Below are 12078 nucleotides of genomic sequence, written 5' to 3' on the forward strand. Positions count from 1 at the left end.
CCATGGAAAACAATCAGCCGATTATCATCAAGCGCGTCAAGCGCTTTGCCGGCGGGCATCACGGTGGGGCGTGGAAGATCGCCTTCGCCGACTTTGCCACGGCAATGATGGCGTTCTTCCTGGTGCTGTGGCTGTTGTCCACCGCCACCCCGGAACAGAAGATCGCCATCGCCGGTTACTTCAAGGACCCGATCGGCTTCTCGGAAAGCGGCACGCCCTACATTATCGACCTGGGCGGTTCTCCCGAGCTGGCGCCGGAAAACACGCTCAACCCGGAGATCAAGTCGCAGCCACAGCCGGACAAGGTCACGGTCGACACCGATCAGGTCGAGAGCATGGCCGAGCAGGTGGAAAGAGAGCGTCTGGAACTGTTGCTTCAAGAGCTGCAGAACAAGGTCGAAGAAAACCCGCAATTGCAGAAGTTCAAGGACCAGATCCTGTTCGAGATCACTCCGGACGGCCTGCGTATCCAGATCATCGATTCGGAAAACCGGCCGATGTTCGACTCCGGCAGTGCGCGCCTGAAGCCATACTTCGAGGACATCCTGCTGGCCATGGCCGACACCATCAAAGCGGTGCCGAACAAGATCAGCATCAGCGGTCACACCGATGCCAAGCCTTACTCGGGCACCGGCGATTTCGGCAACTGGGAGCTTTCGGCCAACCGTGCCAACGCCGCGCGTCGGGCGCTGGTGGCGGGCAGCTATCCGGACGGCCAGGTGGCTCGCGTGGTGGGGTATGCCTCGTCGTCGCTGTTCGATCGCAAGGACCCGTTCAACCCGATCAACCGGCGTATCGACATCGTGGTGCTGACCAAAAAGGCCCAGCGCGCGATCGAAGGCGAAGTCGCTCCCGAGGCCCCGGCACCGACCCAGGGCCAGGGCGCCCCGGGCGAAGTGCCGGTCGATCCGAATGCCTTGCCGCCAGAGCAGGAGCCGCTGCCAGCCCATGAACTGCGCGAGCGCCTGAATATCTTCGACGACGCCGCACCGAAGACCGAAGGCGCGGCTGCACCCGCAGCTACGCCTCCAGCCGCGCGGTGATGAGTAACAGCAGGCTCTGTTAAAGAGTGCTCGATAAAAAAGGCCGCGATCATCGCGGCCTTTTTTGTTTCAGCGTGGTGCTACCTATTAATAGCTGCTGTCCGGCAGGCTGGCGATGATCGAGCGATAGCTGTTCATCCGCTGCTGCTGGATCCGGCCGTCTTCCAGGGCCTTGAGCAGGGCGCAGCCCGGTTCGCGGTCGTGCTTGCAGTCGCGGAAACGGCAGGTGCCCAGCAGGTCGTTGAACTCGATGAAGCCCGCTTCGACATCGGCGCGGCTGACGTGGCCCAGGCCGAATTCGCGAATCCCCGGGGAGTCGATCAGTTCGCCGCCGCCCGGGAAGTGGAACAGGCGCGCGGTGGTGGTGGTGTGGGTGCCCTGGCCGGACAGTTCCGACAAAGGCCCGACGCGGGTTTCGACTTCCGGCAGCAGGCTGTTCACCAGCGACGACTTGCCCACACCCGACTGGCCGACGAACACGCTGATCCGTCCGTCCAGCTGCGCTTGCAGCTGTTCCATGCCGTCGCCGTGGTGCGCCGAGACTTCCAGCACCGGGTAGCCCAGCTGACGATAGACCGCCAGCAAGGCATTCAGGGCGGGGGCATTCTGCTCGTCGATCAGGTCGAACTTGTTGAGCAGCAGCAGCGGACGGATGCCGGCATGTTCGGCGGCTACCAGGTAGCGGTCGATCAGGTTGGCATGGGGCTCGGGCAGCGGGGCGAAGACGATCACGATCATGTCGACGTTGGCGGCCACCGGCTTGAGCTGGCCGCGGCTGTCGGGACGGCACAGCTCGGTGTGGCGCGGCAGTTGCGCGACGATCACGCCAATACCCTGGTTGCCCGGACGCCAGACCACCTGATCGCCGGTCACCAGCGCCGGCAGGTTGGCCCGCAAGTGGCAGCGGAACACCTGGCCGGCCAGTTCGCCCTCGCGCGCCTCGACCTCGACCTGCACACCGAAGTGGGCGATCACCAGGCCGGTCTGTTCGGGGCCGAGATCGCCGCCTTCCAGTGCTTCCACGGCAGAGGATTCACGTTTGGCGGCGCGGGCAGCGCGTTCGCCTTGAATCTTTTCGATGCGCCAGTTTTGGCGACGATTGAGCTGGCGTTTGGCCATTGGTGTTCCGTGTCGATAATGCGGCGGTTAGGTAAAACGGCCGCGAGTTTAGCACGCCGGCAGGTCCCTCTAGGCTAAACTGCGCAACTACGCCGAGGAGCCCACACATGCAAAACCCGCAGAATCTGATCTGGATCGATCTGGAAATGACCGGTCTGAACCCTGATACCGACGTCATCATCGAGATGGCGACCATCGTCACCGATAGCAATCTCAATACCTTGGCTGAAGGTCCGGTCATCGCCATCCACCAGAGCGATGAAGTTCTCGCCGGCATGGATGAGTGGAACACCCGCCAGCACGGCGGTTCGGGGCTGACCCAGCGCGTGCGTGAAAGCCGCATCAGCATGGCTGAAGCGGAAGCGCAGACCATCGCCTTCCTGGAGCAGTGGGTGCCCAAGGGCAAGTCGCCGATCTGTGGCAACAGCATCTGCCAGGATCGCCGCTTCCTGTACCGCCATATGAAGGCACTGGAAAGCTACTTCCACTACCGCAACCTCGACGTTTCCACCCTCAAGGAACTGGCGGCCCGCTGGGCGCCGGACGTGCGCGACAGCTTCAAGAAAGGCAGTACCCACCTGGCCCTGGACGACATCCGCGAGTCGATCGCCGAGTTGCAGCATTACCGCAAGCACTTCATCAAGCTCTGATGGTGCGCTGGCATCTGTCTGACGCCATCGCGGGCAAGCCTCGCTCCTACAGGTTCGCGCAAGGCTTGCTCGCGATAGATCGCTCCAGGGGCTCCAGCAATTCCAGGCGGTGCCCCCTTTTGGTGCCGACAGCAACTGAGTAGACTGCGCGCCTTCCTGTAAGGACCGCCATCATGCTGCTGATGCTTTACCTGATTGCCATTACCGCCGAAGCCATGACTGGCGCCTTGTCCGCCGGTCGTCGCGGCATGGATTGGTTCGGGGTGGTGTTGATCGCCTGCGTCACGGCCCTGGGTGGCGGTTCGGTGCGTGACGTGCTGCTGGGGCATTACCCGCTGACCTGGGTCAAGCACCCGGAGTACCTGGTGTTGACCTCGGTTGCGGCCCTGGTGACGATCTTCATCGCGCCCTTGATGCGCCACTTGCGTTCGCTGTTCCTGGTGCTCGACGCCGTGGGGCTGGTGGCGTTCACCCTGATCGGTTGCATGACCGCCCTGGAAATGGGCCACGGCATGGTGGTGGCTTCGGTCAGCGGGGTGATTACCGGGGTGTTCGGCGGCATCCTGCGGGACATCTTCTGCAACGATATTCCGCTGATCTTCCGTCGTGAGTTGTATGCCAGCGTCTCGTTCGCCGCGGCCTGGTGCTACATGCTCTGCATCTATCTGCAATTGCCCGGCGAGCAGTCGATCCTCATCACCCTGTTCGGCGGTTTCCTACTGCGCCTGCTGGCGATCCGTTTTCACTGGGAAATGCCCAAGTTCGTCTACAACGACGAGCAATGACGGCTGGCGTGCTGCTTCAGCGCCCATTCCACGTGTTCGCGCACCAGCTCTGACGGGTAATCCCGCCGGGCTTTCAGGGCTTCCAGCACCGGAATGCTCGACGGCGCGTTACCCAGCCCCACCGCCAGGTTGCGCAGCCAGCGCTCATAGCCGGCGCGGCGCAGCGGCGAGCCTTCGGTGCTGCTGAGAAACTTGTCCTCGTCCCACATGAACAGTTCGGCCAGCTCGGCATTGTCGAGGTTGTGGCGTGGCTTGAAATCGCCTTCGCCGGAAGGGCGGGCGAAGCGGTTCCACGGGCAGACGATCTGGCAATCGTCGCAGCCGAACACCCGGTTGCCGATCAGCGGGCGCAGATCCTCGGGAATGGCGTTTTTCAGTTCGATGGTCAGGTACGAAATGCAGCGCCGGGCGTCCAGTACATAAGGGCCGACGAAGGCCTTGGTCGGGCAGATGTCCAGGCATGCCGTGCAGCGGCCGCAATGCTCGGTGGCGTGTGGCTCGTCCACCGGCAAGGGCAGGTCGACGAACAGTTCGCTGAGGAAAAAATAGCTGCCGGCCTTGCGGTTGAGTACCAGGGTGTTCTTGCCGATCCAGCCGAGCCCGGCTTGTTCGGCGATGGCTTTTTCCAGCACTGGGGCGCTGTCGACGAAGGCGCGATAGCCGAACGGACCGATTTCCTTCTGGATGCGCTCGGCCAGTTGCTGCACGCGCTTGCGGATCAGCTTGTGATAGTCGCGGCCCAGGGCGTAGCGCGAGACATAGGCCTTTTCCGGCTGGGCCAGGCGCTGCGCCATCTGGGTGTCGCCGGGCAGGTAATCCATGCGCAGGGACACCACGCGCAGGGTGCCGGGCACCAGTTCGTCCGGATGGGAGCGTTTGCTGCCGTGGGCGCCCATGTAGTCCATTTCGCCGTGGTAGCCGGCCTCGAGCCAGCGTTCCAGGTGCTGCTCATGCTCGGCCAGGTCCAGGCCGCTGATGCCGACTTGTTGAAAGCCCAGCTCGCGGCCCCAATCCTTGATCGATTGGGCGAGGGCGGGCAGATCGGTGGTAATGGCAGGCATGAGGCGAGAGAAACCGGGGCTGAGGTGCGTATAATTCTGCCAGACATCGGAGCCCGAAGACGCATGCCGCAGACAAAACACCCTTTACCCGACATTCAGCCGTTGACGGCCGACACGCTGCCGCGGCTGGCTGCCCGTTCGCCAAGCGCCCATAAAGGCCAGTTCGGGCACCTGTTGCTGATCGGCGGCGATCGCGGTTTTGGCGGTGCGGCGCTGCTCTGCGCCGAGAGCGCCCTGCGCAGCGGTGCCGGGATGGTTTCTCTGGCGACCCGCAGCGAGCACGTTGCAGCCGCTCTGGCGCGGGTTCCGGAGGTCATGGCCCTGGGCACCGATTCGGCCAACCAGCTGATGGGCATGCTGGAGCAGGCGTCGGTCATCGTGGCGGGCCCCGGGCTGGGGCAGGCGGCCTGGGGGCGTAGCCTTTTATCTGCCGCCGCCAATGCACCGCGGCCCCAGGTCTGGGATGCCGATGCGCTCAATCTGCTGGCCAAGGGCGGTTTGACCTTGCCGTCGGGCAGCGTGATCACCCCGCACCCGGGGGAGGCCGCCCGGCTGCTGGGGATTTCCACCGCGCAGGTGCAGGCGGATCGCCCAGCCGCCGTACGGGCACTGAGCAAAAAATACACAGCTGTCGCCATCCTGAAGGGCGCCGGAAGTCTGGTGGCCAGCCCTGATGGCCACCTGGCCCGTTGCGACCGGGGGCATCCGGCCATGGCCACGGCGGGACTGGGGGATGTGCTGGCCGGTCTGGTCGGGGCGCTGCTGGCCCAGGGGATGCCGGCGTTCGATAGCGCTTGCCTGGCGGTCTGGCTGCATGCCGTCGCGGGCGAGCATCAAGGTAAATTGGGCCGGGGGCTGGCGGCCAGCGATCTGATCCCGGTCATTCGTCAGTTGCTGGAGGAGCAATCACCGTGTCTGAAATAACCCTGTATCTGGCAGACGAAGACGCCATGATCGCCTTTGGCGCGCGCCTGGCGCAGGTCACTCAAGGGGTGGGTGTGATCTTTCTGGAAGGCGATCTGGGGGCGGGGAAAACCACATTGTCCCGGGGCCTTATCCGTGGCCTGGGACATGCCGGCGCGGTGAAAAGCCCGACCTTTACCCTGGTCGAGCCTTACGAGATTGGCGATGTGCGGGCCTTCCACTTCGATCTTTATCGCCTGGTCGATCCGGAAGAGCTGGAGTTTCTCGGCATCCGCGATTATCTCGAGGGCGATGCACTGTGTCTGATCGAGTGGCCCCAGCGTGGTGCGGGCTTTTTGCCAAAGCCGGACCTGACCATTACCATTAGCCCGCATAACAGCGGGCGCTCCCTGCATTTGTTGTCGCAAGGCTCGCGTGGCGAGGCCTGGTGTGCCGCTTTGGCGTTGGAATTCAAATAATTGATGGGGTTAGGTATGCGCATTCGCGCGTTGGTTGCTGTCGTAGGACTGTTGCTTACGGCATTGGCCGTCGACGCTCTGGCCGCTACACAGGTCCGCAGCGTTCGCCTGTGGCGGGCACCGGATAACACTCGACTGGTATTTGACCTGTCAGGGCCGGTCCAGCACAGCGTCTTCACCCTGACGGCCCCTGATCGTCTGGTGATCGATATCAACGGTGCGACCCTCGGCGGGCCGCTGAATGTCTCCACGGCGAATACGCCGATTACCGCCATGCGTTCGGCCCAGCGCACGCCTACCGACCTGCGGGTGGTCATCGACCTGAAAAAGGCCGTCACCCCCAAGAGTTTTACCCTGACGCCCAATGCCCAGTACGGCAATCGCCTGGTGGTCGATCTGTTCGACAACCCGGCCGATGCCGCGCCGACTCCGCCACCCGCGCCGAATGTCGCGACTGTGCCGGCGGTCCCGGTAACGCCGACCAAGCCTGAGATCAAGCTGCCACCGGCCCCGGCCGGCAAGCGCGATATTGTCGTGGTCATCGATGCCGGTCACGGTGGCGAGGACCCGGGTGCCTCCGGCTCGCGCGGCCAGCATGAGAAAGACGTGGTGCTGGCCATCGCCCGTGAACTGCAGCGCCAGATCAATGGCCTCAAGGGCTTCCGTGCCGAGCTGACCCGTACTGGCGACTACTTCATCCCGCTGCGCGGCCGCACCGAGATCGCCCGCAAGAAAGGCGCCGACCTGTTCGTCTCGATCCACGCCGACGCGGCACCGTCCCGCGCGGCCTTCGGGGCCTCGGTGTTCGCGCTCTCCGACCGTGGCGCCACGTCCGAGACGGCCCGCTGGCTGGCGGACAGCGAAAACCGTTCCGACCTGATCGGCGGGGCCGGCAACGTCAGCCTCGATGACAAGGACCGGATGCTCGCCGGCGTATTGCTGGACTTGTCCATGACGGCCTCGCTGACTTCCAGCCTCAACGTCGGCCAGAAAGTGCTCAGCAACATCGGCCGGGTCACCCCGCTGCACAAGCAGCGCGTCGAACAAGCCGGGTTCATGGTGCTCAAGTCTCCGGACATTCCGTCGATCCTGGTGGAAACCGGCTTTATCTCCAATGCCAACGAAGCCTCCAAGCTGGCCACTGTCAGCCACCAGCAGGCATTGGCGCGCTCCATCAGCAGCGGCGTGCGGCAGTTCTTCCAGCAGAATCCACCGCCGGGCACCTACATCGCCTGGCTGCGTGATTCCGGGAAGATTGCCCAGGGACCTCGCGACCACCGCGTGAGCCCGGGCGAAACCCTGGCGATGATCGCCGTGCGTTATCAGGTTTCCGCCGCCACTCTGCGCAGCGCCAACAACCTGAGCAGCGATGAGCTGAAAATCGGTCAGACCCTCACCATCCCGGGTACAGAACTGGCGGCCAAGGAATGAATGACGCAGTCATCAGCAGCGCCCGCATCGAGCTGCTCAGCCCGCGACTGGCGAACCAGATTGCCGCCGGTGAGGTGGTCGAGCGTCCGGCCTCGGTGATCAAGGAGTTGCTGGAAAACAGCCTCGACTCTGGAGCCAAGCGTATCGATGTGGATGTCGAGCAGGCGGGTGTCAAGCTGCTGCGGGTGCGCGACGACGGCAGCGGCATCTCCGCGGACGATCTGCCGCTGGCCCTGGCGCGCCACGCCACCAGCAAGATTCGCAATCTCGAGGACCTGGAACAGGTCATGAGCCTGGGCTTTCGTGGAGAGGCACTGGCTTCCATCAGCTCGGTTGCGCGCTTGACCCTGACTTCCCGCACCCGCGATGCCGATCAGGCCTGGCAGGTGGAAACCGAAGGCCGCGACATGGCCCCGCGTGTGCAGCCGGCGGCCCATCCGGTCGGTACCTCGGTGGAAGTCCGCGACCTGTTCTTCAACACCCCGGCCCGGCGCAAGTTTCTCAAGGCCGAGAAAACCGAGTTCGATCACCTGCAGGAAGTGATCAAACGCCTGGCCCTGGCGCGTTTCGACGTGGCCTTTCACCTGCGCCATAACGGCAAAAGCGTCCTCAGCCTGCATGAAGCCAACGATGATGTGGCGCGCGCGCGGCGAGTGGCGGCAGTGTGCGGTTCGGGTTTTCTCGAGCAGGCGCTGCCGATCGAGGTTGAACGTAATGGCCTGCATCTCTGGGGCTGGGTAGGTCTGCCGACCTTTTCCCGCAGCCAGGCGGATCTGCAGTATTTCTACGTCAACGGTCGCGCGGTGCGCGACAAGCTGGTGGCCCACGCGGTGCGCCAGGCTTACCGTGACGTGCTGTTCAATGGTCGGCATCCGACCTTTGTGCTGTTCTTCGAAGTCGACCCGGCGGTGGTCGACGTCAACGTGCACCCGACCAAGCACGAAGTGCGCTTCCGCGACGGACGCATGGTCCACGACTTCCTGTATGGCACCCTGCACCGCGCCTTGGGCGATGTCCGGCCGGAAGACCATCTGGCGGCGCCGGCCGCGGTCGCCGGCATCGTGCGGCCGAGCGGGATCGAGGCTGGCGAGTTCGGCCCCCAGGGCGAAATGCGCCTGGCGGCGAACATGACGCTGGAGCAGCCGCAGGCCCAGCCGGCGTTCAATCCGCCGGGGTCTGGCTCGGGCGCGGGTTATCAGTATCAGTACACGCCGCGCCCGCAGCCAGTGCTGCCGGCGGCCGAGGCGCAAAGCGCCTATCGTGAGTTCTTCGCGCCACTGCCGGAATCTGGCGCAGCGTCCTTGCCGGATGCTCAGGGCGATATCCCGCCGCTGGGCTATGCGCTGGCGCAGCTCAAAGGCATCTATATCCTCGCGGAAAACGCCCAGGGCCTGGTGCTGGTGGACATGCACGCGGCCCACGAGCGGATCATGTACGAGCGTCTGAAAGTGGCGATGGCCAGCGAAGGCTTGAGTGGTCAGCCACTGCTGGTGCCGGAATCGATCGCTGTCAGCCAGCGCGAAGCCGACTGTGCCGAGGAGCATGTCAGCTGGTTCCAGCGCCTGGGCTTCGAGTTGCAGCGCCTGGGCCCGGAATCGCTGGCGATCCGGCAGATTCCGGCCCTGCTCAAGCAGGCGGAAGCCAACCGCCTGGTGCATGACGTTCTGGCCGACCTGATGGAATACGGCACCAGCGACCGTATCCAGGCGCACCTCAACGAGTTGCTGGGCACTATGGCCTGCCACGGTGCGATCCGTGCCAATCGCCGCCTGGCCCTGCCGGAAATGAACGGCTTGTTGCGCGATATGGAAAACACCGAGCGCAGCGGTCAATGCAACCATGGCCGACCGACCTGGACCCAGCTGGGCCTGGACGATCTGGACAAACTCTTCTTGCGCGGTCGTTGATGAGCCAGCTTCCTCCAGCGATCTTCCTGATGGGCCCGACTGCCGCTGGCAAGACCGACCTGGCCATCGAACTCACCAAGGTTCTGCCTTGCGAACTGATCAGCGTCGATTCGGCGCTGGTCTACCGTGGCATGGACATAGGCACCGCCAAGCCGTCCAAGGAAATCCTGGCCGAGTTTCCACACCGTCTGATCGATATCCTTGACCCGGCCGAGAGCTATTCGGCGGCGGATTTTCGCACCGATGCGCTGGCCGCCATGGCCGATATCACCGCGCGCGGCAAGATTCCGCTGCTGGTGGGCGGTACGATGCTCTATTACAAGGCTTTGCTCGAAGGCCTGGCAGACATGCCGCCAGCCGACCCACAGGTTCGCGCGGAGCTGGAAGAAGAGGCCGCACGCCTTGGCTGGCAAGCCTTGCATGACCAACTGGCGATAATCGACCCCGAATCGGCGGCGCGGATTCATCCCAATGATCCGCAGCGCCTGACCCGGGCGCTGGAAGTCTATCGGGTCAGCGGCCTGAGCATGACCGCCCACAGACTGCGACAATCTGCGCAAAGTACTGAAGCAGCCGCTTCGGGACGGGGACAATTGCCCTATACTGTCGCGAACTTGGCCATTGCCCCGGCAAACCGTCAGGTACTGCATGAGCGTATTGCACAAAGATTCACAATTATGTTGGAACAGGGATTCGTCGACGAGGTCGTAGCTCTGCGTTCTAGAAGTGACCTGCATGCCGGGTTGCCGTCTATACGTGCTGTAGGCTACCGACAGGTCTGGGATCATCTGGATGGCAAGCTGACATTCGCCGAGATGCAGGAGCGCGGCATCATTGCCACGCGCCAATTGGCGAAGCGCCAGTTCACCTGGTTACGCAGCTGGGCTGATTTACACTGGCTGGACAGCCTGGATTGCGACAATCTGCCACGCGCCTTGAAATACCTGGGAACGGTCTCCATATTGAGCTGAGTCCTTGCAATTGCCGTCTATCCTTGGGGGTGGGGCGGTTTTAGCCATCTGTTTTCCGATTTTTTATTATTGATCCTTAAAGGAGTGCGGCACATGTCAAAAGGGCATTCGCTACAAGACCCTTACTTGAATACTTTACGTAAAGAGAAAGTTGGGGTTTCCATCTATCTGGTCAACGGGATCAAGCTGCAAGGTACGATCGAGTCTTTCGACCAGTTCGTCATCCTGCTGAAGAACACCGTCAGCCAAATGGTTTACAAGCACGCTATCTCGACAGTGGTGCCGGTTCGTCCAATTCGCCTGCCTAGCGCATCCGAATCCGAACAGGGTGACGCTGAGCCAGGTAACGCCTGATAGGAGTCTCCTTTGTTCTTTGAGCGCCACGGTGGTGGTGAACGTGCCATTCTCGTTCACTTGGATGGTCAGGACCCTGAGGCGCGCGAAGATCCGCAGGAGTTTCAGGAGTTGGCAATATCGGCCGGCGCCGAGACCGTCGCGTTTGTTAACGTGCCGCGTCATCGGCCAACCGCCAAGTACCTGGTTGGCAGCGGCAAGGTCGAAGAATTACGCGACCTGGTCAAAGCCGAACAGGTCGACCTGGTGATTTTCAATCACATCCTCACACCCAGTCAGGAACGTAACCTCGAACGTGCTTTCGAGTGTCGCGTGATTGACCGCACGGGTCTGATTCTCGATATTTTCGCCCAGCGCGCCCGCACTCACGAAGGCAAGCTCCAGGTAGAACTGGCCCAGCTTGAATATATGAGTACCCGTCTGGTTCGCGGCTGGACTCACCTTGAACGGCAGAAGGGCGGTATCGGCCTGCGTGGTCCGGGTGAAACCCAGCTCGAGACCGACCGGCGTCTTCTGCGGGTTCGCCTGCGGCAGATCAAGGCCCGGCTGGAGAAGGTCCGCAGTCAGCGCGAGCAGGCTCGTCGTGGGCGCAAGCGTGCCGACATTCCTTCGGTATCGTTGGTGGGCTACACCAACGCCGGCAAGTCCACCTTGTTCAACTCCGTGACCGAGTCCGATGTGTTTGCGGCCAACCAACTGTTCGCCACCCTCGATCCGACCTTGCGCCGGCTTGAGCTGGACGATCTTGGTCCGGTCGTGTTGGCCGACACCGTGGGGTTCATTCGTCATCTGCCGCACAAACTGGTCGAGGCGTTTCGGGCTACGCTCGAAGAGTCGAGCAACTCCGACCTGCTGCTGCATGTGATCGATGCTCATGAGCCGGAGCGCATGGCCCAGATCGAACAGGTCATGGTGGTGCTCGGCGAGATCGGGGCCCAGGACTTGCCGATACTGGAGGTCTATAACAAACTCGATTTGCTCGAGGGGGTCGACCCGCAGATCCAGCGCGATGCCGATGGCAAGCCGCAGCGGGTCTGGTTGTCGGCTCGTGAAGGGCAAGGGCTGGACCTGCTCAAGCAGGCCATTGCCGAGTTGCTCGGCGAGGATTTGTTTGTAGGTACCTTGCGCTTGCCGCAGCGTTTTGCTCGACTGCGAGCGCAGTTCTTCGAGTTGGGCGCAGTGCAGAAAGAAGATCACGACGAGGAAGGTGTCAGCCTGCTGGCTGTCCGCTTGCCGCGAGTCGAGCTGAATCGACTGGTAAGCCGCGAAGGCATGCAGCCGCTGGAGTTCATCGAGCAACACACTTTGCAATAAAAGCCTGAGAAAGCGGTTGTGCCGCTGTAGCAGGCATTCTGTAGCATTGGTCGGCGCGCCG

12 protein-coding genes are annotated in these 12078 nt (G+C 62.8%); 10 read left to right on the forward strand and 2 right to left on the reverse strand.

Annotated elements, in window-relative coordinates; genetic code table 11:
* Nucleotides 1–2 precede the first annotated feature (2 nt).
* Complete coding sequence (gene motB, locus BM019_RS17825) at nt 3–1043, forward strand: flagellar motor protein MotB (RefSeq protein WP_009041899.1); 1041 nt, start codon at nt 3–5, stop codon at nt 1041–1043.
* A gap of 87 nt (nt 1044–1130) precedes the next feature.
* On the opposite strand, the gene rsgA is transcribed toward motB, so the two are convergent.
* Nucleotides 1131–2162 carry a small ribosomal subunit biogenesis GTPase RsgA gene (gene rsgA / locus BM019_RS17830; RefSeq protein WP_007921400.1) on the reverse strand — a complete coding sequence of 344 codons (1032 nt, stop codon included), beginning with the start codon at nt 2160–2162 and terminating at the stop codon, nt 1131–1133.
* A gap of 107 nt (nt 2163–2269) precedes the next feature.
* On the opposite strand from rsgA, the gene orn reads away from it, so the two are divergent.
* Both orn and BM019_RS17840 read left to right on the forward strand, forming a co-directional pair.
* A complete protein-coding gene (orn, locus tag BM019_RS17835) occupies nt 2270–2812 on the forward strand; it encodes an oligoribonuclease (protein ID WP_009041900.1) in 543 nt (180 codons plus the stop codon).
* A gap of 170 nt (nt 2813–2982) precedes the next feature.
* Nucleotides 2983–3597: a trimeric intracellular cation channel family protein gene (locus BM019_RS17840; protein WP_169915460.1), complete on the forward strand. Its 615-nt coding sequence runs from the start codon at nt 2983–2985 to the stop codon at nt 3595–3597.
* On the opposite strand, the gene queG is transcribed toward BM019_RS17840, so the two are convergent.
* Nucleotides 3579–4658 (reverse strand): tRNA epoxyqueuosine(34) reductase QueG, encoded by a 1080-nt coding sequence (gene queG, locus BM019_RS17845; RefSeq protein ID WP_007921396.1) that lies wholly within the window; start codon nt 4656–4658, stop codon nt 3579–3581. The two genes, BM019_RS17840 and queG, sit on opposite strands and share 19 nt — an antisense overlap.
* A gap of 63 nt (nt 4659–4721) precedes the next feature.
* Between queG and BM019_RS17850 the strand changes: the two genes are divergently transcribed.
* The 7 genes from BM019_RS17850 (at nt 4722) to hflX (ending at nt 12017) form a co-directional block, all read left to right on the forward strand.
* A complete protein-coding gene (locus BM019_RS17850) occupies nt 4722–5582 on the forward strand; it encodes an NAD(P)H-hydrate dehydratase (RefSeq protein ID WP_092419088.1) in 861 nt (286 codons plus the stop codon).
* A complete protein-coding gene (tsaE, locus tag BM019_RS17855; protein WP_009041903.1) occupies nt 5570–6040 on the forward strand; it encodes a tRNA (adenosine(37)-N6)-threonylcarbamoyltransferase complex ATPase subunit type 1 TsaE in 471 nt (156 codons plus the stop codon). The genes BM019_RS17850 and tsaE overlap by 13 nt, the downstream gene beginning before the upstream one ends.
* A gap of 3 nt (nt 6041–6043) precedes the next feature.
* Nucleotides 6044–7471 (forward strand): N-acetylmuramoyl-L-alanine amidase, encoded by a 1428-nt coding sequence (locus BM019_RS17860; protein WP_202949036.1) that lies wholly within the window; start codon nt 6044–6046, stop codon nt 7469–7471.
* The gene (gene mutL, locus BM019_RS17865) at nt 7468–9378 is read left to right on the forward strand and encodes a DNA mismatch repair endonuclease MutL (RefSeq protein ID WP_085533622.1); all 1911 of its coding nucleotides are present in this window, start codon (nt 7468–7470) and stop codon (nt 9376–9378) included. The genes BM019_RS17860 and mutL overlap by 4 nt, the downstream gene beginning before the upstream one ends.
* The gene (gene miaA / locus BM019_RS17870) at nt 9378–10349 is read left to right on the forward strand and encodes a tRNA (adenosine(37)-N6)-dimethylallyltransferase MiaA (RefSeq protein WP_053259423.1); all 972 of its coding nucleotides are present in this window, start codon (nt 9378–9380) and stop codon (nt 10347–10349) included. Before mutL ends, miaA begins: the two co-directional genes overlap by 1 nt.
* Before the next feature lie 93 nt (nt 10350–10442).
* Entirely contained in the window at nt 10443–10703 is a 261-nt protein-coding gene (gene hfq, locus BM019_RS17875) for an RNA chaperone Hfq (protein ID WP_007921378.1), read from the forward strand.
* A gap of 12 nt (nt 10704–10715) precedes the next feature.
* On the forward strand, nt 10716–12017 hold the full coding sequence (gene hflX / locus BM019_RS17880) for a ribosome rescue GTPase HflX (protein WP_007921372.1): 1302 nt from the start codon (nt 10716–10718) through the stop codon (nt 12015–12017).
* Nucleotides 12018–12078: the final 61 nt, after the last annotated feature.

The sequence above is a fragment of the Pseudomonas sp. NFPP07 genome, assembly GCF_900115645.1.
GTDB classification, from domain to species: domain Bacteria; phylum Pseudomonadota; class Gammaproteobacteria; order Pseudomonadales; family Pseudomonadaceae; genus Aquipseudomonas; species Aquipseudomonas chlororaphis.

Bases quoted from the DNA above. Each gene is read 5' to 3' on its own strand.
- rsgA (WP_007921400.1), bottom strand. From the start codon at position 2,162: ATGGCCAAACGCCAGCTCAATCGTCGCCAAAACTGGCGCATCGAAAAG.
- BM019_RS17860 (WP_202949036.1), top strand. From the start codon at position 6,044: ATGGGGTTAGGTATGCGCATTCGCGCGTTGGTTGCTGTCGTAGGACTG.
- orn (WP_009041900.1), top strand. From the start codon at position 2,270: ATGCAAAACCCGCAGAATCTGATCTGGATCGATCTGGAAATGACCGGT.
- mutL (WP_085533622.1), top strand. From the start codon at position 7,468: ATGAATGACGCAGTCATCAGCAGCGCCCGCATCGAGCTGCTCAGCCCG.
- motB (WP_009041899.1), top strand. From the start codon at position 3: ATGGAAAACAATCAGCCGATTATCATCAAGCGCGTCAAGCGCTTTGCC.
- BM019_RS17850 (WP_092419088.1), top strand. From the start codon at position 4,722: ATGCCGCAGACAAAACACCCTTTACCCGACATTCAGCCGTTGACGGCC.
- miaA (WP_053259423.1), top strand. From the start codon at position 9,378: ATGAGCCAGCTTCCTCCAGCGATCTTCCTGATGGGCCCGACTGCCGCT.
- queG (WP_007921396.1), bottom strand. From the start codon at position 4,658: ATGCCTGCCATTACCACCGATCTGCCCGCCCTCGCCCAATCGATCAAG.
- hfq (WP_007921378.1), top strand. From the start codon at position 10,443: ATGTCAAAAGGGCATTCGCTACAAGACCCTTACTTGAATACTTTACGT.